Source organism: Cellulomonas sp. JH27-2, from assembly GCF_014837175.1.
In the GTDB taxonomy this organism is placed as follows: domain Bacteria; phylum Actinomycetota; class Actinomycetes; order Actinomycetales; family Cellulomonadaceae; genus Cellulomonas.
Window position 1 is genome coordinate 236,034 of the sequence record NZ_JACYFR010000004.1, and the last position, 24,857, is coordinate 260,890.

Annotated in this window: 24 protein-coding genes; 16 read left to right on the forward strand and 8 right to left on the reverse strand. The window is 71.6% G+C overall.

Annotated elements, in window-relative coordinates; all coding sequences use genetic code 11:
- Positions 1-87 precede the first annotated feature (87 nt).
- The 8 genes from IC607_RS13940 to IC607_RS13975 all read left to right on the forward strand — a co-directional run bounded on the left by IC607_RS13940 (position 88) and on the right by IC607_RS13975 (position 9,687).
- Positions 88-2,184 (forward strand): acyltransferase family protein, encoded by a 2,097-nt coding sequence (locus IC607_RS13940; RefSeq protein WP_191788001.1) that lies wholly within the window; start codon positions 88-90, stop codon positions 2,182-2,184.
- 171 nt (positions 2,185-2,355) lie between these two features.
- Complete coding sequence (locus IC607_RS13945) at positions 2,356-3,174, forward strand: SDR family oxidoreductase (RefSeq protein WP_191788002.1); 819 nt, start codon at positions 2,356-2,358, stop codon at positions 3,172-3,174.
- Between the two features lie 16 nt (positions 3,175-3,190).
- Complete coding sequence (locus IC607_RS13950; protein WP_191788003.1) at positions 3,191-4,063, forward strand: LLM class F420-dependent oxidoreductase; 873 nt, start codon at positions 3,191-3,193, stop codon at positions 4,061-4,063.
- Between the two features lie 196 nt (positions 4,064-4,259).
- Positions 4,260-5,261, forward strand: a complete 1,002-nt coding sequence (locus IC607_RS13955; protein ID WP_191788004.1) for a phosphodiester glycosidase family protein — start codon at positions 4,260-4,262, stop codon at positions 5,259-5,261.
- A complete protein-coding gene (locus tag IC607_RS13960) occupies positions 5,258-6,334 on the forward strand; it encodes a bifunctional glycosyltransferase family 2/GtrA family protein (RefSeq protein ID WP_191788005.1) in 1,077 nt (358 codons plus the stop codon). The genes IC607_RS13955 and IC607_RS13960 overlap by 4 nt, the downstream gene beginning before the upstream one ends.
- A 34-nt stretch (positions 6,335-6,368) precedes the next feature.
- Entirely contained in the window at positions 6,369-6,971 is a 603-nt protein-coding gene (locus tag IC607_RS13965; protein ID WP_191788006.1) for a DUF4956 domain-containing protein, read from the forward strand.
- Complete coding sequence (locus IC607_RS13970; RefSeq protein ID WP_191788007.1) at positions 6,968-7,729, forward strand: polyphosphate polymerase domain-containing protein; 762 nt, start codon at positions 6,968-6,970, stop codon at positions 7,727-7,729. The genes IC607_RS13965 and IC607_RS13970 overlap by 4 nt, the downstream gene beginning before the upstream one ends.
- A gap of 20 nt (positions 7,730-7,749) precedes the next feature.
- Positions 7,750-9,687, forward strand: a complete 1,938-nt coding sequence (locus IC607_RS13975) for a carbohydrate-binding domain-containing protein (RefSeq protein WP_191788008.1) — start codon at positions 7,750-7,752, stop codon at positions 9,685-9,687.
- On the opposite strand, the gene IC607_RS13980 is transcribed toward IC607_RS13975, so the two are convergent.
- The 7 genes from IC607_RS13980 to pgi all read right to left on the reverse strand — a co-directional run bounded on the left by IC607_RS13980 (position 9,677) and on the right by pgi (position 15,431).
- Positions 9,677-10,129: an S-ribosylhomocysteine lyase gene (locus tag IC607_RS13980; protein ID WP_191788122.1), complete on the reverse strand. Its 453-nt coding sequence runs from the start codon at positions 10,127-10,129 to the stop codon at positions 9,677-9,679. The two genes, IC607_RS13975 and IC607_RS13980, sit on opposite strands and share 11 nt — an antisense overlap.
- 81 nt (positions 10,130-10,210) lie before the next feature.
- The gene (locus tag IC607_RS13985) at positions 10,211-11,380 is read right to left on the reverse strand and encodes an LCP family protein (RefSeq protein WP_191788009.1); all 1,170 of its coding nucleotides are present in this window, start codon (positions 11,378-11,380) and stop codon (positions 10,211-10,213) included.
- A 117-nt stretch (positions 11,381-11,497) separates the two neighbouring features.
- Complete coding sequence (locus IC607_RS13990) at positions 11,498-11,719, reverse strand: hypothetical protein (protein WP_225225023.1); 222 nt, start codon at positions 11,717-11,719, stop codon at positions 11,498-11,500.
- An 89-nt stretch (positions 11,720-11,808) separates the two neighbouring features.
- A complete protein-coding gene (locus IC607_RS13995) occupies positions 11,809-12,150 on the reverse strand; it encodes a YciI family protein (protein ID WP_191788010.1) in 342 nt (113 codons plus the stop codon).
- 119 nt (positions 12,151-12,269) lie between these two features.
- Positions 12,270-13,241, reverse strand: a complete 972-nt coding sequence (locus IC607_RS14000; protein ID WP_225225024.1) for a DNA-3-methyladenine glycosylase — start codon at positions 13,239-13,241, stop codon at positions 12,270-12,272.
- 50 nt (positions 13,242-13,291) lie between these two features.
- Positions 13,292-13,663, reverse strand: a complete 372-nt coding sequence (locus IC607_RS14005) for an RNA-binding S4 domain-containing protein (protein WP_191788011.1) — start codon at positions 13,661-13,663, stop codon at positions 13,292-13,294.
- Positions 13,664-13,760: 97 nt separating this feature from the next.
- Positions 13,761-15,431: a glucose-6-phosphate isomerase gene (gene pgi, locus IC607_RS14010; protein WP_191788012.1), complete on the reverse strand. Its 1,671-nt coding sequence runs from the start codon at positions 15,429-15,431 to the stop codon at positions 13,761-13,763.
- 138 nt (positions 15,432-15,569) lie between these two features.
- Here pgi and IC607_RS14015 point away from each other — a divergent pair, with 138 nt between their 5' ends.
- Together IC607_RS14015 and IC607_RS14020 are read left to right on the forward strand one after the other, a co-directional pair.
- Entirely contained in the window at positions 15,570-15,890 is a 321-nt protein-coding gene (locus IC607_RS14015) for a hypothetical protein (protein ID WP_191788013.1), read from the forward strand.
- A 1-nt stretch (position 15,891) separates the two neighbouring features.
- Positions 15,892-16,851, forward strand: coding sequence for a PfkB family carbohydrate kinase (locus IC607_RS14020; RefSeq protein WP_191788014.1), 960 nt, complete (start codon positions 15,892-15,894; stop codon positions 16,849-16,851).
- Positions 16,852-17,095: 244 nt separating this feature from the next.
- Here the strand turns inward: IC607_RS14020 and IC607_RS14025 are convergent, their stop codons facing one another.
- Entirely contained in the window at positions 17,096-18,163 is a 1,068-nt protein-coding gene (locus tag IC607_RS14025) for an LLM class flavin-dependent oxidoreductase (protein WP_191788015.1), read from the reverse strand.
- 189 nt (positions 18,164-18,352) lie between these two features.
- On the opposite strand from IC607_RS14025, the gene IC607_RS14030 reads away from it, so the two are divergent.
- The 6 genes from IC607_RS14030 to nagB all read left to right on the forward strand — a co-directional run bounded on the left by IC607_RS14030 (position 18,353) and on the right by nagB (position 24,800).
- Entirely contained in the window at positions 18,353-19,531 is a 1,179-nt protein-coding gene (locus IC607_RS14030) for an ROK family transcriptional regulator (protein WP_191788016.1), read from the forward strand.
- An 85-nt stretch (positions 19,532-19,616) separates the two neighbouring features.
- Positions 19,617-20,969: an extracellular solute-binding protein gene (locus tag IC607_RS14035; protein ID WP_191788017.1), complete on the forward strand. Its 1,353-nt coding sequence runs from the start codon at positions 19,617-19,619 to the stop codon at positions 20,967-20,969.
- A 151-nt stretch (positions 20,970-21,120) separates the two neighbouring features.
- Entirely contained in the window at positions 21,121-22,068 is a 948-nt protein-coding gene (locus tag IC607_RS14040) for a carbohydrate ABC transporter permease (RefSeq protein ID WP_191788018.1), read from the forward strand.
- A 5-nt stretch (positions 22,069-22,073) separates the two neighbouring features.
- Positions 22,074-22,991, forward strand: a complete 918-nt coding sequence (locus tag IC607_RS14045; protein WP_370526269.1) for a carbohydrate ABC transporter permease — start codon at positions 22,074-22,076, stop codon at positions 22,989-22,991.
- Between the two features lies 1 nt (position 22,992).
- Positions 22,993-24,018: an ROK family protein gene (locus IC607_RS14050; protein ID WP_370526244.1), complete on the forward strand. Its 1,026-nt coding sequence runs from the start codon at positions 22,993-22,995 to the stop codon at positions 24,016-24,018.
- Positions 24,018-24,800, forward strand: a complete 783-nt coding sequence (nagB, locus tag IC607_RS14055; RefSeq protein ID WP_191788019.1) for a glucosamine-6-phosphate deaminase — start codon at positions 24,018-24,020, stop codon at positions 24,798-24,800. Before IC607_RS14050 ends, nagB begins: the two co-directional genes overlap by 1 nt.
- Positions 24,801-24,857 lie beyond the last annotated feature (57 nt).

Below are 24,857 nucleotides of genomic sequence, written 5' to 3' on the forward strand. Positions count from 1 at the left end.
TTCGTTCGGCCAGCAGCACAGGGCGCAGGATCCGCTCCGTGCCGTCTGCAGGTCGTGCCATCGACCGTCGGAAGGATCGTGGAGAACGTGACCACCCTTCAGACGTCGACCGCTGCACCCCGTGCGGAGCCGTCGAGCCGGCGGCGACGCGGCGACATCCAGTCGCTGCGGGCCGTCGCTGTCGTCCTCGTCGTGCTGTTCCACCTCTGGCCCAAGCGGATGACGGGCGGATTCGTCGGTGTCGACGTCTTCTTCGTGATCTCCGGCTTCCTCATCACGTCCCACCTCATCAAGGATCCACCGACCTCGCTCCGCGGCGTCGGTGCGTTCTGGGGCCGACGTGTGAGGCGCCTGCTACCGGCAGCCTTCGTCGTGATCGTCCTGACCGTCGTGGCGAGCTGGGTGTTCCTGCCCGAGTCGCAGTGGGAGGCTGTCGCGCACGATGCGATGGCCTCGGCGCTCTACGTCGAGAACTGGCACCTGGCCGCTACGGCGACCGACTACCTTGCCGCTGACGGAGCCCCGTCGCCCTTCCAGCAGTTCTGGTCGCTCTCGGTCGAGGAGCAGTTCTACTTCCTCTGGCCGCTCCTCGTGGTCGGAGTGCTTGCGCTCGTCGGTCGCCGCGGTCGCGCCCGACGCACGGTCGGCGCCGTCATCGGTGTCATCTTCGTCGGTTCGCTCGCTGCGTCCGTGGCATACACCATGGTGCGACCCGCGGCGGCCTACTTCGTCACGTACACGCGCCTCTGGGAGCTCGCTCTCGGCGGGCTGCTCGGTGTCGCGACTTTCAGCCGTCCGGGGTGGTTCGCCTGGCCGCAGGCGGTGCGCGGCGCGGTCGCGTGGGGCGCGCTCGCCGCGATGGCCTGGGCGGCGTTCACGTTCGAGGGGTCGATGGCCTACCCGGGCGCCGCTGCCCTCGTCCCGACCTTCGCCGCCGTGGCCTTCTTGGCGGCACGCAGCGAGGACGGTGCGGCATCGCCCCAGCGGGTGCTGGGAGCGCGAGCGATCCAGTTCACGGGTGACATCAGCTACTCGGTCTATCTCTGGCACTGGCCCATCATCGTCATCGTCCCGTACGTCCTCGGTCACGCACTGTCGTGGCCCGACAAGCTGGTCGTCGTCGCCGTCGCCGTGGTCGCCGGCTGGGCGTCGAAGACCTTGATCGAGGACCCTCCGCAGCGCTCGCGTCGGCTCGTCAGGCCAGCGTGGACAGCGGCGCTCGCGGCGGGCGGGATGATCGTCGTCGTCGCGCTCGGGACCACGCAGATCGTGTCGACCGACATTCGCCAGGACCGCGCCGCGAAGCAGGTGACGGAGGCGCTCGCGTCGTCGTCGAGGTGCCTCGGTGCCGCTGCGATGGACCCGGCCGACGACTGCGCGGGATCTCCGCACGGGTCTCCGATCATCAACACGCCCGCGCAGGCCGCCGCGGACATGCCCGCCGCTTACGGCGACGGTTGCTGGTCGTCGGGGACGTTCACGCACCGGCCCGTCTGCACCTACGGACGGCAGCAGAACCCGACGGCGAGGATCGCGCTGGTCGGCAACTCTCATGCCGGGCACCTGCTGCCCGCCCTGCAAAAGCTCGCCGACGCGCATGGTTGGCAGATCACCACGTACCTCGTCTCCGCGTGCAGCCCGTTCGACCGTGACCAGGATCTTCCCGTCGCCGGCGCGGCCAAGGGCTGCCGCGACTGGGCCCGCTGGGCACAGGAGCAGACCGCCTCCCGCGGCTTCGACCTGATCGTCACCTCCGCCTACTTCGGGAAGGCGATCCTCGGGGTGCCGAAGTCCGAGCAGGTCCCGGCGGCGACAGACGCGTACGTGGACTGGCTGACGGCGTGGAAGGACTCCGGCGACCAGGTGCTCGTCATCCGCGACATCCCACACGTGGGCGACTCGGTCCCGGACTGCGTGGCCGAGCATCAGGACGACCTGTCCGCGTGCGACGCGCCCCGCGCCGAGCGGATCGTCCCCGACCCACTCGCCGCTGCCGCCCGTCGGATCGACGTCGACAGCATCCGGACGCTGGACCTGACGAAGTACTTCTGCGACCGGCAGACGTGCTACTCGACCATCGGCGGCCTCATCGCGTACTTCGACGGTAGCCACATGACGACGGCCTTCGCGACGACGCTCGCCCCGTACCTGGAACCGGCGGTCACCGCGGTGCTGGCCCGGTAGAAGGCGGCCTGTCCGTCGGTGACCGGGGGACGAGCGGGCGTCGTGATGCAGCTGATCACGCGTCGAGCGTGTCGCGCGGACCGCCGAGGTGACGCTGGGACGCGAAGTTGCGCCGGTCGGCCGTGCGGAGTCAACTGATCGGGCACCCACCACCTCGTCGACGGGACACCCATGAAGGCCTGGTTCATCACCGGCGCATCGCGCGGCTTCGGCCGCGAGTGGGCCATCGCCGCGCTCGAGCGGGGCGACCACGTCGCCGCGACGGCTCGCGACACGAGCACGCTCGACGACCTCGTCGAGAAGTACGGCGACGCGGTCCTGCCGCTGCAGCTCGACGTCACCGACCGGGACGCCTGCTTCGCCGCCGTCCAGCAGGCGCACGAGCGCCTCGGCCGGCTCGACGTCGTCGTCAACAACGCCGGCCATGGCCAGTTCGGCATGATCGAGGAGATCTCCGAGGCCGAGGCGCGCGAGCAGCTCGAGACCAACGTTTTCGGCGCGCTGTGGGTCACGCAGGCCGCGCTGCCGTTCTTGCGCGAGCAGGGCAGCGGCCACATCCTGCAGGTGTCCTCGATCGGTGGGATCAGCGCGTTCCCCAACATCGGCATCTACAACGCGTCGAAGTGGGCGCTGGAAGGCTTCAGCCAGGCGCTCGCCGCCGAGGTCGCGGGCTTCGGGATCCGCGTGACGCTCATCGAGCCGGGCGGGTTCGACACCGACTGGGGCGGGTCGTCGGCCCGGCACGCCGCCGCGCTGCCCGCGTACGACGAGTTCCGCGCCCAGGCAGCCGAAGAGCGCAAGACGCGGGTGGGTGCCCCCGGCGACCCGGGCGCGAGCGCCGCAGCGGTGCTGCGCGTCGTCGACGCCGAGCACCCGCCGCTGCGGGTCTTCTTCGGGACGGCGCCCCTGGCCGTCGCCGAGGCCGACTACGGGCGGCGCATCGAGACGTGGCGCGAGTGGGACGACGTGTCCCGCCTGGCGCAGGGCTGAGAGAGGCAGGACGACGATGAAGATCGGTGTGCACCACTACCGGTACGACGCGGTGCCCACGGCGCAGCTGCGCACGGAGCTCCGGGACACGGGCCGCGCAGCCGACGACGCCGGGCTCGCCTGGTTGTCCGTCATGGACCACTACTTCCAGATGGAGCGCGCAGGGTTCCCGGCGAGCGACCCGATGCTGGAGGCGTACACGACGCTCGGCTACCTGGCCGGCGTGACCGAGAACGTGCAGCTGGGGACGCTCGTCACGGGCGTCACCTACCGCTACCCGGGGCTGCTGGCGAAGATCGGCGCGACGCTCGACGTGCTGTCCGGGGGCCGCGCGACGATGGGCATCGGCGCCGCCTGGTACGACCGCGAGCACGCGGCGTTCGGGGTGCCGTTCCCCTCGCTCAAGGAGCGGTTCGAGCTCCTCGAGGAGGCGCTGCAGATCCTGCACCAGATGTACGACCCGGCGCAGACCGGTCCGTACGAGGGCGCGCACTTCCAGCTCGCGGAGACGGTCTGCGAGCCGATGCCGCTCAGCAAGCCGGAGATCATGGTGGGCGGGTCGGGGGAGCGCAAGACGCTGCGGCTCGTCGCCCAGTACGCCGACGCGTGCAACCTGTTCGGTGCGTCGGTGGACGAGACCCGGCACAAGCTCGACGTGCTGCGGGGGCACTGCGACGACGTGGGCCGCGACCCCGCCGAGATCCGGGTGACGATCCTGGCCGGGGGAGACCAGCTGCTCGTCGGCGACGTCGACGGGTTCGTCGAGGAGATGCGTCCCTACGGCGGGCTCGGCGTCGACACCGTCATCTTGCGCGTCCCGGAGACGGACCCCGCGCCGTGGATCCGCGACCAGGTGGCCCCCGCGGTCGCCCCCTTGTCCGACCTCTGAACCAGACCACCCCCGGTCATCCCTCCACCCACCGAGACAGACCTCTACGGGTGAGATAGACCCTTGCAGGGGTCGATCTCACCGGGAAGGGTCTGTCTCGGCGCAGGTGCGAGGGGGACGCTCGGGACGGAAAGTGCTCAGGCGGGGCACAGGGGCGGCACAACGGAGGGACATCGCGGCTCCGTAGACAAGGGGCATGAACAACGCAGCCCCCCGCAAGCGCCGCAAGGTCCGCCGGGTAGTCGTCGCCTCCAGCCTCGCGTTCGTGCTGGTCGCGGGCGGCGGCACGGCCTGGGCCCTGGACCGGTTCGTCGTCGACCACGTCGAGATCTCCGACGTCACCGCCTACGAGGCGCAGCAGTCGGCGAGCTCGTCCTCGGGCGACTCGTCCGACGCCGGCTCGAGCAGTGCCACCAACAGCGGCACGATCACCTCCACCAGCTACACGTCCGGCGACACGGACGTCAGCATCAAGAAGGTCACCACCGGCTCGGGCGACGACACGGTCACCTACTACGTCGCCGACGTGACGCTCGACGACGCGACGACCCTGCGGTCCGCGTTCGCGAACGACGAGTTCGGCACCAACATCGTCGAGGACACCTCCGACATCGCGGCCGACAACGACGCGGTCTTCGCCGTCAACGGCGACTACTACGGCTTCCGCGACACGGGCATCGTCATCCGCAACGGCGTCGTCTACCGCGACAAGGGTGCGCGCGAGGGGCTCGCGTTCTACCGCGACGGCCACGTCGAGGTCTACGACGAGACGACGACGAACGCTCAGACGCTCGTCGACGCGGGCGTGTGGAACACGCTCAGCTTCGGGCCGGCGCTGCTCGAGGACGGCCAGGTCGTCGACGGCATCGACGACGTGGAGGTCGACACCAACTTCGGCAACCACTCGATCCAGGGCGAGCAGCCCCGCACCGCGATCGGCGTGATCGACGACAACCACCTGGTCTTCGTCGTCGTCGACGGTCGCAGCACGGGGTACAGCAAGGGCGTCACGATGACCGGCCTCGCCGACATCATGAAGAGCCTGGGCGCGACGACGGCGTACAACATCGACGGCGGCGGCTCGTCGACCATGGTGTTCGACGGCGAGCTGGTCAACGACCCGCTCGGCAAGGGCCAGGAGCGCGGCACCTCCGACATCCTCTACATCGGCGGTCTGAGCTCGGCGGTGTCGTCGTGATCGTCCTGATCCCGGCCTACGAGCCCGACGAACGCCTGGTCCACCTGGTCCGCGCGGTGCGGCGGGAACGCCCGACGACGGACGTCGTGCTGGTCGACGACGGCAGCGGGCCCGCGTACGCACCGGTCTTCGCCGCGGCCGTCGCCGAGGGCGCCACCCTGCTGACGCACCCCGTCAACCAGGGCAAGGGCCGCGCGCTCAAGACCGGCTTCACGTACGTCGCCACCCAGCACCCCGGGCAGGGCGTCGTCTGCGCCGACTGCGACGGCCAGCACACACGGGCCGACATCCTCGCGGTCGCGGACCACGCCCTCGCGGAGGACACCGCGGTGGTGCTCGGGGCGCGGCAGTTCACGGGCAGCGTGCCCCTGCGCAGCCGGTTCGGCAACGCGTGCACACGCTGGGCCTTCCGCGCCGGAACGGGCTGCTCCGTCCGGGACACCCAGACGGGGCTGCGGGCCTACCCCGCACACATGCTGCCCTGGCTGCTCGGGGTGCGCGGGGAGCGGTTCGAGTACGAGCTCGTCGTGCTCCTGCGGGCGGCGGCCGAGGGGCTGCCGGTCGAGGAGGTCACCATCGCGACCGTCTACCTGGACGGCAACGCGTCGTCGCACTTCCGACCGCTCGTGGACTCGTCGCGCATCTACGCCCCGCTCGTGCGCTTCGCCGCCTCGTCGCTGCTCGCGTTCGCGGTGGACGCGCTCGTGCTGCTGGCTCTCATGGCGCTGTCCGGATCGCTGCTCGCGTCGGTCATCGGGGCGCGCGTCGCCAGCTCGTCGGTGAACTTCGCCGTGAACCGGCTGTGGGTCTTCCGACGACGAGCCCGCCAGCCCGCGGGCCGCGAGGCGATCCGGTACTGGGTGCTGGCCGTCGCCCTGCTGCTGGCCGGCTACGGCGCGCTGTGGGCGCTGACCGGGATGGGCGTCCCCCTGCTGGTCGCGAAGGTCGGCACCGACCTCGCCCTGTTCGTCGTCGGCTACCAGGTCCAGCGCACGGCCGTCTTCGCCGGCACCACCCGATCCGTACCCGCGGCTCAGCGCTCGCACAGCGAACGCTCAGTGAACGCGGGCTGAATGGAACGCAACACGAAACCCCAGGAGGTCCCAGATGTCCCCGTACGTGCTCTACGCCGTCGACCTGATCGCCATCGCCGTCCTCACGTTCGCGGTGTACCTGCCGCGGCACCACCGCCGTGACCTCGTGGTCGCGTTCCTCGGTGTCAACGTCGGCGTCCTGGCGGTGGCCGGGGTGCTCGCGCAGAGCACCGTCGGCGCCGGCCTGGGTCTCGGGCTCTTCGGGGTGCTGTCGATCATCCGCCTGCGCAGCACCGAGCTGTCCCAGCACGAGGTCGCGTACTACTTCGCGGCGCTGGCGCTGGGCCTCATCGGCGGCCTCGGGGTGGACCCGATCTGGTTGAGCGTCGCACTCATGGCCCTGGTCGTCGTGGTGATCGCGCTGGCCGACAGCCCGCGGCTCCTGTCCCGCTACCGCCAGCAGACGATGGTCGTGGACCGCGCGATCGTCGACGAGGTGGCGCTGGTCGCCCACGTCGAGCGCCTGCTCGGCTGCCGCGTCCACCAGGTGTCCGTGCAGCGGCTCGACCTGGTCAACGACACCACCGTCGTCGAGGTCCGCTACGCGACCGGCACCCCCGCGGCCGCGGTCGTGGAGACGGCCGCGGCGACCTCCACGCAGCAGGTGACCCGATGATCACCACGACGCACCTGGCCCCCATCTCGCTCGCCGAGCTCGACGCCGCGGCCTCGCTGCAGACCCGCGTGGATCGCAAGTACCTGGTCCCGACGCAGGCGCTCCCCGCCGTCGTCGCCGCGCTGGACCCGGCCACCCGGGTCCTCGAGATCGGCGGGCAGCGCGGTTTCGGCTACGAGTCCGTGTACTTCGACACCCCGTCGCTGACCAGCTACCTGGGGGCCGCGCGGCGCCGGCGCAACCGGTTCAAGGTCCGCACCCGCACCTACCTGGACTCCGACCGCTGCTGGGTCGAGGTCAAGACCCGCGGCCCACGCGGCGCCACGGTCAAGACCCGCCAGGAGCACGAGGCCACCGGCCGCACCGAGCTGGACGACCCGGCCCAGGAGTTCACCACCGAGCTGCTCGGTGCGCTGGACGGCCCGATGTCCCCGACCCTGGTCAGCACCTACGACCGGCTGACCCTGCACGTCCCCGCCGTCCAGCAGGGCCGCCCGGACAGCCGCACGACGATCGACACGAACCTGGTCTGGACCGACGCGACCACCGGCAGCGAGCGCGTGCTCGCGGGCCTGGCCGTCGTCGAGACCAAGACCGGCTCGACGCCCTCGTCGACCGACCGTGCGCTATGGCGGCTGGGCCACCGCCCGGTGCGCATCTCCAAGTACGGGACCGGCATGGCCGTCCTGCACCCCGACCTTCCCGCGACGCCCTGGCGTCGAGTCCTCGACAGGCACGTGGCCCCGGCCACCGCCTGACCTACGTCAGGAGCATCCCCATGAAACGCTTCCTCACCCGCGTGGTCGCCCCCGCGGCGCTCGTCGCCGTCGTGCTGGCCGGTTGCACCTCCGACCCCGCCACCTCCACGGACTCGGGCACCGCCGCGACCACGACCACCACGCCCAGCGCGGCGGACGCGGACGTGACGGTCGAGAGCACGATGGCCGCCAACACGGCCGCGCACACCGCGTCGGACGCGACCGGCGACGAGACCACGATCACCCTGGACGACACGTCCGCCACCGTGAAGGGCGACGGCGCGAAGGCAGACGGCTCGACCGTCACGATCAGCGCCGCGGGCACGTACCGCGTCAGCGGCACGCTGACCGACGGCTCGATCGTCGTCGACAGCGACGACGACGGCACGGTCCGCTTGATCCTGGACGGCGCCGACATCACGAGCTCGACGACGTCGGCCATCGCGGTCACGGACGCCGGCGACGTGGTCGTCGAGCTGGCCGACGGCTCCACCAACAGCCTGTCCGACGCCAAGAAGTACACGGCCACGGGCGACGACGCGCCCAACGCCGCCCTGTTCAGCAGCGCCGACCTGACCATCACGGGCACCGGCACGCTGGACGTCCAGGGCAACGCCAACGACGGCATCACCAGCAAGGACGGGCTCGTGATCGAGTCGGGGACCATCACGGTCACCGCCGCCGACGACGGCATCCGCGGCAAGGACTACCTGGTGATCTCCGACGGGACCATCAAGGTCACGTCCGGCGGCGACGCGCTCAAGTCCGACAACGAGAAGGACGCCACGCTCGGGTACGTCGAGATCGTCGACGGCACGGTCGACGTGACGGCCGGCGGTGACGGGATCGCCGCGCAGACCGATGCCGTGATCGCCGGTGGCACGGTCACCGTCGTCAGCGGCGACGGCCACGCGACCAAGGCGACCGACGACACGTCGACCAAGGGCATCAAGGGCGCCGCGTCGGTCGTCGTCGGGGGCGGGACCGTCTCGGTCGACGCGTCCGACGACTCCGTCCACTCGAACGGCATCGTGTCCGTCACCGACGGTGCGCTGACGCTCGCCACGGGCGACGACGGCATCCACGCCGACGACGCGCTGCAGATCTCGGGCGGCACGGTGGACGTCGCGACGTCGTACGAAGGTCTCGAGGCCGCGCAGATCGTGATCGCCGGCGGCGACACGTCGGTGAAGTCCAGCGACGACGGCGTGAACGGGTCGGCGGGGTCCTCCGACGAGGAGACGACCGACGCGACGACGTCCGACGACGACGCCCAGGAGGGCGGCCCCGGTGGCGGCATGGGCGGCGGTGAGATGGAGGCCGACGCGAACGTCATGGTCACGATCACCGGCGGCACGCTCGTGATCGACGCCGAGGGCGACGGACTGGACTCGAACGGCTCGGTCACGCAGAGCGGCGGCACGGTCGTCGTGTCCGGTCCTGAGAACGACGGCAACGGTGCGATCGACTACAACGGCACCTACGAGATCTCGGGCGGCGAGCTGATCGCCGTCGGGTCGTCGGGCATGGCGCAGACCCCTTCTGACGGCTCGTCGCAGTCGTTCGTCGGCATCACGCTGGACCAGGCCGGCAGCGCCGGCGACGTGATCCAGGTCGAGGACGCGGACGGCGACGTCCTCGCCGCGTTCACGGCCACGAAGTCGTACTCGTCGGTCGTGTACTCGTCGGCCGACGTCAAGGACGGCGACACCTACACGGCGGCCGTCGGTGGGAAGGTCGGCACGACCGTGGCCGGTCCGCTCTCGCACGACGGCGACGCGAGCGGCGCGACCGCCGCGGGCACCGGCACCGCGGGTGAGGTGTCCAGCGGGATGGGCGGCATGGCCGGCGGCATGGGTGGTGGCCAGGGCGGTGGGCCCGGCGGCGACGGCCAGGCCCCGCCCGACGGTGGCCAGGGCGGCCCCGGCGGCGACGGGCAGGCGTCCGTCAGGCCGTGACCTGCGACCAGGCGTCGCGCTCGGCGAGGAACGCGCGGGCGGCGTCCTGCGCACCCGTCAGCGTGTGGTTGGCACCCCAGCCGCACTGCACCTCGTTGGCGGCGGGCACCTCGTCGGCCACCAGTACGTCCTGCAGGGTGGCCTCGACCAGGCCGAGCACGTCGTCGTAGTCCCAGCTGCCCTGCAGGATCAGGTAGAACCCGGTCTGGCAGCCCATCGGGGAGAAGTCGATGACGCGGTCCGAGTGGTTGCGCGACTTCTCCGCGAAAAGGTGCTCGAGGGAGTGCACCGTGGGCATCTCGAGGTGGGCGACGTTGGGCTGGGTGAACCGGACGTCGTACTTCTCGATGACGTCACCCGCGGGAAGCTTCTTCGTGTCCGCCAGCCGCACGTACGGCGCGGCGACGGTGCGGTGGTCCAGGTTGAACGACTCGACGTTCATGCGGGGCTGCTGCTCGCTCACGTGCGCTCCTTCGATCGACTCCCGTCATCCTCGCGCACTTTCGCGACACCTGTGACGGGGTCAGCCGCAGACGCCCGGGGACGTCGTCGGGCGGGGCTTGGCCTTCGTCGTGTGCGTGGACGTCGACGTCGGCTTGGGTGCCGGGTCCACGAGCGGACGGTCGCCCGCGACGCGCTGCCAGAGGTCGTCGGCGGCGGACGTCCACGCGACGCGACCGCTCTGGTGCGGGACGGAGGCCGTCGGCACGGTCACGGCCTCGATGTCGCTCCCGTCGACGCCACGGAGCCCGCTGGCGATGCCGGCCATCGACCGCAGGTCGCCCAGACCGGGGCTCACGCTGATCGCCTTGGTAGCCCGGTCCAGGACCTTCAGCAGCGTGGTGGGCTTGCCCAGCAGGTTCTCCGAGTGGACCTTGTCCGCGACCGCCTCGAGAAAGTCGTGCTGGCGGTCCAGGCGCTTCAGGTCGCTGCCGATCCACAGGTCGCCCCCCACGCCCGTGCGCGTCCGCAGCCACTGGATCGACGTTCGGCCGTCGAACACCTGCTTGCCGGGAAGGACGTGCAGGCCGGACTTCTTCGAGTCCATCTTGGCGGGGACGCAGAACGGGACGCCGCCCAGGGTGTCGATGACGTCGCCGACGCCGACCATGTCCACGACCACGTGCTCGTCCGTGCGGACGCCCGTGACGGCCTCGACCGTCTTGCGGGTGCACGCGGCGGCCGTCGTGAGGTTGCCGTCCTTGCCCGCACCCACCTCGAACGACTCGTTGACGATCGAGGAGGTCGACGCGGGCGAGGTGCTCCCGTCGGCATGCGTGCACTCCGGCCGTGGCAGGAGCGAGTCGCGGGGGATCGAGACGACGTCGACGCGCGAACGGTCCGCGGGCAGGTGGACCAGGAAGAGCGAGTCTGCCCGCATGCCGGGGACGTAGCCGAACTTCTTGTTCTTGCCCGCGCGTGAGTCGATGCCCATCACGAGGACGTTGACCGGCCTCCCCGCGTACCCGTCGACGAGCGGGTCGGCTGTGGCCGTCGTCGTTGGGCGCGCCGTGCCGAGGTACTTGTCGACGTCCGTCGCGGTGTCGATGTTGTGGTTGAGGTGCTGGTAGACGGCGAACGCGCCGCTGGCGGCGAAGAGCGGGACGGCGACCAGGGCCGCGGTGACCCCGACGGCAACGCGGTGGCTGCGGGCGGGGCGACGCGAGTGGCGTGCGGGGGGCGGTGTGCTCACCCTTGGCAAACTAGGGTCGCGGACGTCCCGCGCGCAGCCGATCGCGGGGCGGTGCGGAAGAGATCAGGTGCGCGATCTGTGAAGATCGCCGCTGGTCAGCGGGCTGGGCCCCGTGACTCAGCTCTCGCGGTCCTCGAGCGCCGGCAGGATCGTCGTCGGGATCATGAACGACAGGGTGACCGCCAGGATGCCGGCCGCGAAGACGTACGGCTCGCCGTCCTTGACGTTGAACGCGACCGTGAAGAGCACGAGGCCGCCCAGGAACAGCAGGAACGCGAAGAAGGCGCCGACGGCCTTGGCGGGGGAGCCGTTGCGCTCGACGGGGCTGGTGCTGCTCACGGGTTCCTCCAGGCGGATCGGGATGACTACCCCCGATCCTGCCTGGTGGACGGCCCGCGACGCCAGCGCGCCACGGTGTGACCTGATCGCTACGCGTGCAGACCCAGGGTCCAGATCGGCCGCACCTCGATCTGACCGAACCGCGCCATGGGGTGCTGCGCCGCGATCTCGACCGCCTGCTCGAGGCTGTCGCACTCCAGCAGGTCGTAGCCGGCGATGAGCTCACCGAGCTCCGCGAACGGTCCCTCGGTGACCGAGAGCTCACCGCCGCGCACCCGTACGGTGCGCGCGGCGTCGGCCTTGGCCAACCGGTCGCCCTGACGGCGCGTGCCCATGCCGTCGGTGCTCGCCACCCACTCCTCGATGTTGTCGAGCGCGGGGTCGTAGGGCTCGGCGTTCGGGTCCTCGCAGACCAGCAGCAGGTACTCCATGACATTCCTCCAGGGATGAGCGGGTCTCGTTCGGTCGGTCGTCGGGGTGACGCGCGGGAGCAGCGCGGATCGACACGTCCGCCCGAGGATCTTCTCGGGCCGGGCGACGACCCTCGGGGTCAACGGAGCGGCGCGGCCCGCGGGCTGCGGGGGCCGAACCGCGGGGCGTTCGCGGTCTGCGTGATCTCGAGCAGGCGGATGACGCGTTGCCGGTGGCCGCGCCACGGCTCCAGAAGCTCGAGCATGCCGTCGTCGTCCGTCCGGCTGCCGGTCAGCGCCCAGCCCACCAGATGAGCGAGGTGGAAGTCGCCCACCGAGACTGCATCGGCGTCTCCGACCGCCCGGGAGGTCGTCTCCGCGACGGTCCACGGGCCGATCCCGCGCACGGTCAGCAGCCGTCGGCGCGTCTCGGCCAGCGGGACGTCCTCGTCGAGCCGGTGCGCGACGGCCGCCGCACGTCCGATCGTGTCCGCGCGCTGCCCCTCGACACCTGCGCGTCGCCAGTCCCACACCGGGACGGCCGCCCAGCCGGCTGCCGACGGAGGCACCCGAAGGCCGTCCGGCGCAGGCCCGGGTGGGCGTTCGCCGTGCTGCGTCACCAGGCGCCGCCACGACGCCTTCGCGTCGAGGCCCACCACGCGCTGCTCGAGCACGGCGGGGACCAGTGCGGCGAACACGTACCCGGAGCGGCCGACGCGCAGGCCGGGCAGTCGCCGGTGCGCGTCGCGGACCAGCGGGTGCAGGCTCGGGTCGAAGCCCGTGTCGTCGTCGCGCGCGCCCAGCAGGTCGGGCAGCTCGGCCACGGCCCGTTCTGCCCCCGGCCCCCACGCGGTCGCGTGCACCCCGTCGCGGCGGACCTCGATCCGGGTGGTCGCCGGGCCGTCGGCCGTGCGGTGCGCCCGCCACGTCGCACCGTCGGGCGCGGTGCGCCATGCCGGGTCGAACGCCCCGCGTCGGTGTGGTGCGAGCGTCCGGCGCACGTCGAGCGGTCGGTCGGGCCGGTACACCGTCTCCCAGGGGTGGTTGTCGCCCGCGACGGGCCCGGCAGCGCCCTGTCGGGGCCGCTCTCGGTGCACGTCGGGGGCGTGCACGCCTGCATCGTTCGTCGGGCGCTCGTGCGCGGGCCGCGGAGTCGGCATGGTCAGTGGCCGCGCAGGCGTTCGATGAGCCTCCGGTCGCGCTTCGTCGGCCGGCCCGCGCCGCGGTCGCGCTGAGCCATCACGGCCACCTGCTCCTTGGGAGGGACCGCGGGGGACCGGTCGAGGTAGCACGTCACGGCCACGGGTGCGCCGACGCGCTTGATGATCGTCCTGGTCACGACGACGATCCGCTCCCGCTCGCCGCCGCGCACCACGACCTCGTCACCGGGTACGACCATGGTCGCCGGCTTGGCACGGTCGCCGTTGACGCGGATGTGGCCGGCCTTGCACGCGGCAGCCGCCGCGGACCTCGTCGGGAACAGCCGCACGGCCCACGTCCACGCATCCACCCGTGCACGCGTCACCTCGGCCATGCCCCGAGCCTAACCACGTGGCCTGACACGGTCGGGTGCAGCGTTCGCCGCGCGATACGCGGCGAACGCTGCAGCCGAACCTCAGGCGCGGACGATCTCAGGAGCGCAGGCTCAGGTACGTCGCGATGAGGGACTTGGTCGACGGGTCCTGGGACTCGAGCGCGGCGGCGTCGCCCTGCACCGCGGGGGCCACCTCGAGGGCCAGCTTCTTGCCGAGCTCGACGCCCCACTGGTCGAACGAGTCGATGCCCCACACGACGCCCTGGACGAACGTGATGTGCTCGTAGAGCGCGATGAGCTGGCCCAGCACGCTCGGCGTCAGGGACGCGGCCAGGATCGACGTCGTCGGGCGGTTCCCCGAGAACACGCGCGCCGGCACGATCGCCTCGTCGGTGCCCTCGGCGCGCACCTCGTCGGCCGTCTTGCCGAACGCCAGCGCCTTGGTCTGGGCGAAGAAGTTGGCCAGGAACAGGCTGTGGACGTCGGTGTCGCCGTCCTTGAGCGGGTGCGCGGGGTTGGCCACGGCGATGAAGTCGGCCGGGATCAGGCGCGTGCCCTGGTGGATGAGCTGGTAGAACGCGTGCTGCCCGTTGGTGCCGGGCTCGCCCCAGAACACCTCGCCGGTCGTCGTCGTGACGGCCTCGCCGTCCCACCGCACCGACTTGCCGTTGGACTCCATGGTGAGCTGCTGCAGGTAGGCCGGGAAGCGGTGCAGGTACTGCGCGTAGGGGAGGACCGCATGCGTGTGGGCGCCCAGGAAGTTGACGTACCAGACGTTGAGCAGGCCCATCAGCAGCGGCACGTTGCGCTCGGCCGGGGCCGTGGCGAAGTGCTCGTCGACCGCGTGGAAACCGGCCAGGAAGTCACGGAACGCGTCGGGGCCGATCGCGATCGCGAGCGACGTGCCGATCGCGGAGTCGACCGAGTACCGGCCGCCCACCCAGTCCCAGAACCCGAACGCGTTGGTGGGGTCGATGCCGAAGGCGGCGACCTTGTCGAGGGCCGTCGAGACGGCGACGAAGTGCTTGGCGACGGCCTCGTTACGCGCCGTGTCGTCGTCGGCCGTGCCCAGCTTGTCCCACAGCCAGTCGCGGGCCAGGCGGGCGTTGGTCAGCGTCTCGAGCGTGCCGAACGTCTTGGACGCGACGATGAAGAGCGTGGTGGTGGGGTCGAGGTCCTTGACCTTCTCCGCCAGGTCGGTGGGGTCGATGTTGGAGACGAACCGCACCTCCAGACCGTCCTGCACGTACGGCTTGAGCGCCTCGTAGGCCATGACCGGGCCCAGGTCGGAGCCGCCGATGCCGATGTTGACGATCGTCTTCACGCGCTCGCCGGTCACGCCCGTCCAGGCGCCGCTGCGCACCTGGTCCGCGAACGCGGACACCTTCTCCAGGACCTCCTGCACGTCGTGGTCCACGTCCTGGCCGTCGACGACGAGCGCCGGCTGTGCGCCGGCGGGTCGACGCAGCGCCGTGTGCAGCACGGCACGGTCCTCGGTGACGTTGATGTGGTCGCCGCGGAGCATCGCCTGCAGCCGGTCGGCCACGCCCACCTCGTCGGCCAGGCGCAGCAGCAGCGCGACCGTGTCGTCGGTGACCAGGTTCTTGGACAGGTCGACGTGCAGGTCGGCGAGCTGGAACGTGAGGCGCTCGGCGCGGCCGGGGTCGTCGGCGAACCAGCCGCGCAGGTCGGGCGTGAGCGTCGACTCGTGCTCGGACAGGTCCTGCCAGGCGCTCGTGGTGGTGGCGTCGATGGGCTGCGTGGACACAGGTGAGGCCTCTCTGACGGATGGTGCGGGGACTGCCTCCAACTTAGTGCGGGGTGGCGCACTCGTGCGCGGGACCGTCTGCCCACGGACGGTCCGGTCGGCGACGGTCGACCCGGGGCCGGCGCCTAGAGTGGCGGCGTGTCTCGTGTGCCCACCGCTGTGATCGCCGCCCTCACGCTCGTCGTCGGGTTCGCCGTCGCCCAGGCCACGGGGGTGCGTGCCCTCGGGGGTGTGGTCCTGCTCGCCGGGGTGGCGTGGTGCGCGTGGCGCAGCCGCGCCGCGGGGGCGGCCCGGGTCGCCGCCGTCGTCGTGATCGGGGCCGTGTGCTTCGTCGCTGCGCACGTCGTCGGGCACTTCCTCAACGCCTGGGTGTCCGTCGTGCTCGTCGCCGCCGTGCTCGGCATCTGCACGTGGTTCCTCGTCGACCGGCCCGCGCGCGCGGTGCCGCTGCCGGCGTGACATGGCTCCGCTCGCCGGGACTGGTGCGCCGCTGCTCGTGTGCTGCGGGCTGGCCACGCTCGACGTGGTCCAGGTCGTCGACGCCGTGCCCGGGGCCAACCAGAAGGTCGTCGCGCGCGAGCTGACCGTGACGTTCGGTGGGCCGGCCGCGAACGCCGCCGCGACGGCCGTGGCGCTGGGCGTGCCGACTCGCCTGGTCACCGCGCTGGGCCGGTCGCCGATCGCGGACCTGGTCCGGGGCGGGCTGGCTGCCGCCGGGGTCGAGGTGGTCGACCTGCTCGCCGATCGACCGGGTGCGCCCGCGGTCTCGACCGTGCTGGTCACGCGTGCCACGGGGGAGCGGGCCGTGGTGTCGGTGAACGCGACGGCGACCGGCGACCTGTCGGTCGCGGACCGCGCCGACGAGCTGCTCGGCGGCGCGACCGCGGTGCTCGTCGACGGCCACCACCTGTCCGCGGCCGTCGAGCTCGCCTCCCGTGCGAGCGTTCCCGTCCTGCTCGACGGCGGCAGCTGGAAGCCGGGCCTCGACGGGCTCCTGCAGCACGTCGACCACGCCGTGCTGTCCGCCGACTTCCGCCTCCCGGCGAACATGGTTCCGCCCGGTGGCCCGGATCCGGGCGGTACTCCCGGCTCGGTCGCGGACCTGCTGGCGATGGTGGCGGCACTGGGGCCAACGTTCGTCGCGCAGTCGTCCGGCGCGGGCCCGGTCCAGGTCCGCACACCCCCGTCCGCGCCCGCCGGCGGCGCGGAGCCGCCGCGGCTGGTGACTCCTCCGGTGATCCCGGCCGACGAGGTCGTCGACACGCTCGGCGCCGGCGACGTGCTGCACGGCGCGATGGCGGCCGCCCTCGCCCGCGGGATCGACCCGCTCGCCGCGTTGGCGCGGGGGGTGGCGCGCGCGAGCGAGTCCGTCCGTCACGCGGGCGCTCTCGGCTGGGCCACGGCCGCCGGCCCCCGCTGAAACTGCCCCCTCGACCGCGACCTGACCCGCTCCGCCGCGTCCACCACCGGTCCCGGCCGGCCGCGCGTCGGATACCAGCCGCACCTGTGACAGGAGGCGTCTCCCGAGCCGCCTCGAGGTCCCACGAGGCGACGACCGTCACAGGTGCGGCTGGTTGATGAGCCGCGGACCTCGGAACCGCGTGCCCGGCTGCACGAGGTCCGCGCAGCAGCAGGGACGGTCGCCCGCTGGATCTGGTGAGACCTCAGCGCAGAGCGTCGGCGACGAGCGGTGCGACGCGCGTGCCGAGCAGCTCGATGGCGCGCAGCGACTCGCGCTGCGGGACGCCGGACAGGTCCATCTGGAACGCCTGGCGGTCGTGGCCGAGCACCGCGTGCAGCGCCACGATCCGCTCGGCGACCTCCTCCGGGTTCCCGATGAAGTACGCGCCGCCGCGCGCGGACTGCGACTCGTAGGAGATGCGGTTGGGCATCGAGAAGCCGCGCTCGGAGGCGATCCGGCGCATCGACTCGAGCCAGTACGGGTAGAAGAGCTCGCGCGCCTGGCGGCTGTCGTCGCCGATGAATCCCATCCCGGCCACGGCGACGAACGGCCGCGCATCGGGGGCCAGTCGTTCCCGGACGGCGTCGCCGGCCTGCTCGTAGGAGCGCCGGTACAGGTCGACGAGGGGCGCGAACGACGCGGGCTGGCCGCCGATGATCGCGTAGCTGATGGGTAGGCCCAGCAGCCCGGCGCGGGCCGACGACTGCGGGTTCCCGCCCGTCGCGACGGCGATCTCCAGGTGCGTGCCGCGGCCCGGCTTGTCGAAGGGGCGCGGCAGGACGAGCGCGTCGTCGAGCGCGGGCCGGAAGCGGCCGGACCAGGTGGTCCGTTCGGCCAGGTCGAGCTGGAGCAGCAACGAGATCTTCTCGTCGTACAGCTCGTCGTAGTCGTCGAGCGAGGCGCCGAACAGTGGGTAGGACTCGATGAAGGAGCCGCGGCCGGCGAGCAGCTCGACGCGTCCCTGGGAGTACAGGTCCATGGTCGCGAACTGCTGGTAGACCCGGACCGGGTCCTCGGTCGACAGCACGGTCACGGCCGATCCGACGGTGATGGCGGACGTCTGCGCGAGCGCCGCGGCGATGACGGTCGACGGCGACGAGATCGCGTAGTCGGGGCGGTGGTGCTCGCCGATCCCGGCGTACTGCAGCCCGACCTCGTCGGCCAGGCGGATGCGTTCCAGCACGTCGCGCAGCCGCTGACCGGGCGAGACCACCTCGCCGGTCACGGGGGAGGGGTGGACGTCGCCGAACGTGTAGAACCCGAGCTCCATGTGGCCATTCAACCGCGTCCGGCACGTGGCTACGCGTGTCCGGTTGGTCCGTGACGGCATGGGTTCGGGGCGGTCCGGTGTTGCGTCCCGTCGTCGGCCCGATGACCACGTGTTACGCCACGGTCACGATGTGGTCACGGTCACAAGCGATGCTTGACTTTGATTTGTAAGGAAGTTCTACTAACAAACATGACAACGGTCGGTCAGCCCCGGGTGGGCGGCACGCGAGGGGTCGGACGCGCACTGCGGCCGACCGCCAAGGCGCTGCCCGAGCACGCACGGGCGCACAACCGATCGATGGTGCTCGCGCACCTGTTCCACGAGGGCCCGTCATCCCGCGCCGACGTCGCACGGAGCACCGGCCTCACCAGGGTCACGGTATCCGGGCTCGTCGCCGACCTCATGGCGGAGGGGCTGGTCACCGAGCTCGGCGTCCGGTCCGAGGGCAAGGTGGGCAAGCCCGCGACGCTCGTCGGGATGCAGACCGAGGCCTTCCAGATCATCGCTGTCGACCTCACCGACGACCACCGCATGCTCGGGGCCGTGATGAGCCTGGTGGGTGGCGTGGTCAAGCGTCACTCCCTGCCGCTCGAGGGCCGCACCGGCGACGACGCCGTGCAGCTCCTCGAGGACCTGTGCCGCGAGCTGCTCGCCGCCGCGGACCGCCCCGTGGTCGGAGTCGGCATCGCGTCGCCCGGCGTCATCGACACGGACGGCCGCGTCGTGCAGGCCCCCAACCGGGGCTGGTACGACCTGCCGCTCGCCGAGCTCCTCTCGCAGCGCCTGGACGTCGCGGTGCACGTCGCCAACGACGCCAACACCCGTGCGCTGGGGGAGTTCACCTACGGCGACGCGGCCGGCTCCGGCTCGATGATCGTCACGGTCGGCCAGGGTGTCGGTGCCGGCATCGTCGTCGACGGCGCCCTGGTGGTCGGACGCCACCACGCGGCCGGCGAGATCGGGCACGTCACCGTGGTCGACGAGACGGCCGACGGCGAACAGCCCGCCGACTGCGCCTGCGGTCGCCGCGGCTGCCTCGAGACCCTGCTGAGCGTGCCGGCCCTGCGCCGCCGCGTCGCGGGTCTGTCCGACGAAGACTCCGACGCAGCCCTGGCGTCGGTCGGGCGGAGGCTGGGCATCGCCCTGGCCCCCGTCGTCAGTGCCCTCGACCTCGCCGAGGTCGTGCTGGCCGGCCCCTCCGAGCTCCTCGACGGAGCCCTGCGGGAGTCGGCACTGGCCACCGTGCGCACACGCACCATGCCCGTGATCGGGCAGGAGCTGGCGATGCGGATGGGATCGCTGGACGAGGACGGAGCACTGGCCGGTGCGGCAGTGCTGGTTCTTTCAGGCCAGCTCGGGGTCTCGTGACGACCCCGAGCCGGCAACTGCAAGTCGGAATCACCCCTCGGCGACGCCGTCCGGCGCTCGCCTCGCTCACGGGAGGAACCCCAACGTGAAGATCCTACGTTTCGCGGCCGTCGGCGTGGCGGCAGCGCTCGCGCTGACCGCGTGCAGCTCCGACAGCGACACCCCGTCGGAGTCGGCGTCGGCCAAGCCGACCGCTGGTGAGACGTCTGCTGCCCCCGAGGCCGCGACGATCAAGCTGTGGCTGAACGGCACGGACACGCCGCAGGCGCTGCGTGACTACCTCACGACGACGTTCGCGACCCAGAACCCGGGCTCGAAGCTCGTCATCGAGCAGCAGGACTGGAACGGTCTTGTCCCCCGTCTGCAGACGGCACTGTCCTCTGCGGACCAGACGCCCGACGTCGTCGAGATCGGCAACACGCAGTCGGCCACGTTCACGTACGCCGGCGCCTTCTCCGACCTGACGTCGCTCTACCCGGAGCTCGGCGGCGACAAGCTGCTCCCCGGCTTCGTCGAGGCGGGTACGGCCGACGACAAGATCATGGCCGTCCCGTACTACTCGGGTGCCCGCGCCGTGTTCTACAACAAGGACATGTTCGAGAAGGCCGGCGTGGACATCCCCACCACGCTGGCGGACTTCACCACCGTCGCCCAGAAGCTCACGACCGACAAGGTCTCCGGCTTCTGGTTCCCAGGCCAGGACTGGTACAACGGCGCCACGTGGATCTACACCGCCGGTGGCGACCTCGCGGTCAAGGACGGCGACCAGTGGAAGGGTGCTCTCTCGTCGGCCGAGTCGATGAAGGGCCTGGAGCAGGTGCAGACCCTGTTCAAGACCGCCAACCACGCCCCGGCGGACAGCGACTCGAACGAGCCGTGGGTCCCGTTCAACCAGGGCAAGGCCGCGATGTTCTCGGCCCCGACGTGGGCCCGGTGGAGCATCGACCTGCCGGCGTGCAACGAGGGTGTCGACCCCGACGACAAGTCGGACGAGGCCACGGCGAAGCGCACCAAGCAGCAGGCGTGCAACGAGAAGCACACCGGCGTCTTCGCGATGCCGGGCAACGCCGCGGGTGAGTACGCCACGGCGTTCGCCGGTGGCTCGAACCTGGCCATCCCGGCCAAGTCGCAGCACCAGGAGCTGGCCCAGAACCTGCTGAAGATCATCTTCTCGGCCGACTTCCAGAACATGCTCGGCAAGAACGGTCTGATCCCGGGCAACACCGAGTACGCGACGTCGATGGGTGACGACGTCTACGCCAAGGCCGCGATCGCCGCAGCCCTGGGCGCCAAGCTCACGCCGGCCGCCGAGAACTGGGCGACCGTCGAGGGCGACCGCACGCTGGAGGACTTCTTCCAGAAGGTTGCGAGCGGTGCGGACCTGAAGACCGCCGCCGCCGCGACCGACCAGCAGATCAGCGACACGCTCAACAAGTAAGCGCACTCGCTCACGGTCGGTGGTCGACCGGGTCACCCCCGGTCGACCACCGACCCCCCGATCACCGTCGCGCAGGCGCAGCGCCGCGCGACCCCTGATGCGGTGCCCCGTCCCGACGGACGTGCGAGGCGCCATCAGACTGGAGCACTTCATGGCAGCCACTGCCCCCACGATCCCCGGGACCGCGACGCCAGGGACAACCCCGCCGGTCCGCCGGCGCCGGCCCCGCATGGGCGCCTACGCCCTGCTGGTCCCCGCCACCGTCCTCATCGCCGTCGCGCTCGGGTACCCGCTGGTTCGCCAGTTCCGCATCTCCTTCCAGGAGTACGGCCTCAAGCAGCAGTTCGGGGCCGCTCCCGAGTGGGTCGGGCTGCAGAACTACACCGACCTGCTCTCGGACTCCTACGTCTGGACGGTCATCGCCCGCTCGATCGCCTTCTGCCTGGTGAACGCGGCCGTGACCATGCTCATCGGAGTCGCGCTGGCCGTCCTCATGCAGCGGGTCGGGCGTGGCGCGCGCATCACCCTGCAGGTCTCGCTGCTGCTGGCCTGGGGCACGCCGGTGCTGGCGTCCATGACGGTCTGGCAGTGGCTGTTCGACACCCAGAACGGCGTCATCAACTGGACGCTCGCCAACGTGTTCGGGCTGGACTCGTGGGCGCACCACTCCTGGATCATCCAGCCGCTGTCGTTCTTCTTCGTCGCGACCGTGATCGTCGTGTGGATGTCCGTGCCGTTCGTCGCGTTCTCCATCTACGCGGGCCTGCTCCAGGTCCCCGAGGAGACGATGGAGGCCGCCCAGCTCGACGGTGCGTCCCCGCGGCAGCGGTTCTGGGGCATCACCATCCCGATGATCCGTCCGGTCCTGTCCATCGTCCTGCTGCTGCAGGTCATCTGGGACCTCAAGGTGTTCACGCAGATCTACACGCTGCAGCGCGCCGGGGCGCCGACGAGGGACACCAACCTGCTCGGCACGCTCATCTACTCGTACTCGAAGGACTTCGGGACGGCTGGAGCGCTCGCCACGATCATGCTGGTCATCACGCTCGCCCTCACCGGGTTCTACATCCGCCAGATGCTCAAGGAGGACGAGCTGTGAGCACCATCTCCGCCCCCACCACCGTGGGCCCCGCGCCGACGAACGTGGGCCCCGCGCGGGTCCGCGCGGCGAAGACCAGCGAAGCCGGTCGCAGCCAGTCGCGCATGTCGCGTCGCCTCCTGAGCGCGCTGGCCGTCGTCGTCGCCCTCGCCTGGGTCTTCCCCATCTACTGGATGGTCAACAGCGCGTTCCAGCCGCTGAACAAGCTGCAGGCCGAGAACCCGGCGTGGCTCCCGATCGGCGGGACCATCTCGAACATCCGCCGGGTCGTCAACGACGGGACCTTCTGGCAGGCCATGCGGACCTCGTTGGCCGTGGTCGTGCTGGTCCTGGTCGCGGCGCTGATCTTCGCGTTCCTCGCCGCGCTCGCGGTGAGCCGGTTCCGGTTCAGGGGACGCAAGTCGTTCATCCTCGCGATCCTCGTCGTCCAGATGATCCCCGCCGAGGGCCTGTTCATCTCCCAGTACCAGGTGCTCGACGGCTGGGGCCTGGTCAACAAGGTGGCCGGCCTCGCGCTCGTCTACACCGCGGCGATCCTGCCCTTCACCATCTGGATGCTGCGCGGATTCGTCGCGGGTGTCCCGATCGAGCTGGAGGAGGCCGGCATGGTCGACGGCCTCTCCCGCGTCGGTGCCTTCTTCCGGATCACGTTCCCGCTGCTCGCCCCCGGGCTCGTCGCCGCCGGCGTCTTCGGCTTCCTGCAGGCGTGGAACGAGTACACGCTCGCCCTCGTCGTCATGACGGACCCCGCGCAGCGGACGCTTCCGCTGTGGCTGCAGAGCCTCGTCGAGTCCAACCGGGCGACCGACTGGGGCGTCGTGATGGCCGGTTCGGCCGTCATCGCCATCCCGGTGATCGCGTTCTTCCTGCTCGTGCAGGGCAGGATGACCTCGGGACTGGTCTCGGGAGCGGTGAAGGGCTGACGTGAGTACCCAGGACATCGCGCGGGAGCAGCGCGCACAGGTGCCTGTCGACGGCGCGGCGAGCGTCGTCGGTACTCCCGACGGGGCGCGGCACGGCTGGTCGGTCGGCATCGACATCGGTGGCACGAAGGTGCTCGGCGTCATCCTCGACCCGGGCGGCCTGGTGCGCCACGAGGTGCGCGCGCCGACCGTGCGCGGGGTCGAGGGGGTCGTCAGCGGCGTCGTCGACGTGGTCACGCAGCTCACCGCGCAGGCCGGGGTGGCGCTCGAGGACCTCGCCGGGATCGGGCTCGGCGTGCCGGGCGTCGTCGCGCCTGGTGACGGGACCGTCGAGCACGCCGTGAACCTCGGCATCTCGCAGCGGGTCTCGCTCGGCGTGCTCGTCGCGCAGCGGCTGGGCGGTGTGCCGCTCGTCGCCGTCGAGAACGACCTCAACATGGCCGCGCTCGGCGCGGCGCACCTGTCCGACGTGCCCGTCGTCGACCTCGCGTTCCTCGCGCTCGGCACGGGCGTGGCTGCCGGCCTGCTGCTCGACGGGCGCCTGCGCCGTGGTGCGGGCGGTGCGGCGGGGGAGATCGGCCACCTGACGCTCCTGGTGGACGGGCTGCCGTGCAAGTGCGGGCAGACGGGCTGCCTGGAGCAGTACGCGTCCGGCACGGCGATCGACGCCGCGTGGCCCGGGCCCCACGAACGTCCGGCGCCCGCGGAGCTCTTCGACGCCGCGGCAGCCGGCGACGCCGCGGCGATCGCGGTGCGCGACCGCTTCGCGTGGGCCGTGGCCTCCGCGGTCCGGATCCTGGTGCTGACGTGCGACGTGCGTCGCGTGGTGATCGGCGGGGGAGTGAGCCAGGTGGGCGAGCCGCTGCTCGCCGCCGTGCAGGGGGTGCTGGCGGCCGAGGCGCAGGCCTCGCCGTTCCTCGCCTCCATGGCGCTCGCGGAGCGCGTGGTCCTCGCACCCGCCGGCGTCCCGGTGGGTGCCGTCGGGGCGGCCCTGGCCGGGCGGTTGGCGCGGGAAGGAGCGCTCTGATGGAGGTCGTCATCGCTCCCGCCGCGGAGCTGGGCCGGTTGGCCGCCGACGCGATCGAGGACCTGCTGCGGGCCCGCCCGACGGCCGTCGTCGGGCTGGCCACGGGCTCGAGCCCGCTGGCCGTCTACGACGAGCTGGCGCGCCGACATGCCGAGGACGGGCTGTCCTTCGCGCGCGCGCGGGCGTTCATGCTCGACGAGTACGTCGGCCTGCCCGCCGACCACCCGGAGCGCTACCGCAACGTCATCGAGAAGGAGATCGCGTCACGCGTCGACTTCGCGCCCGGCGCCGTGCAGGGACCGGACGGTCTGGCAGACGACGTCATCGGCGCGTGCGCGGCGTACGAGCAGGCGATCGCCGATGCGGGCGGGGTCGACCTGCAGATCCTGGGCATCGGCACCGACGGGCACATCGCGTTCAACGAGCCCGGCTCGTCGCTCGCGTCCCGTACGCGCATCAAGACCCTGACGCGGCAGACGCGCGAGGACAACGCGCGGTTCTTCGGCGGCGACCTGTCGCAGGTCCCGACCCACTGCCTCACGCAGGGGCTGGCGACGATCATGTCCGCCCGCCACCTGGTGCTGCTGGCCAGTGGCCGGGGCAAGGCGGAGGCGATCCACCAGCTCGTCGAGGGCCCGGTCAGCGCCATGTGGCCGGGAACCGTGCTGCAGCACCACCCGCACGTGACGGTCCTGGTGGACGACGCGGCGGCGAGTCGCCTGCAGCTCGCGGACTACTACCGCGAGACGTACGCGTCGAAGCCGGACTGGCAGCACCTCTAGCCTCGGGGGCCGCGCCGAGCGCGCCCCTACTTCGTCGAGCGCGCCCGCCGTGTCGGG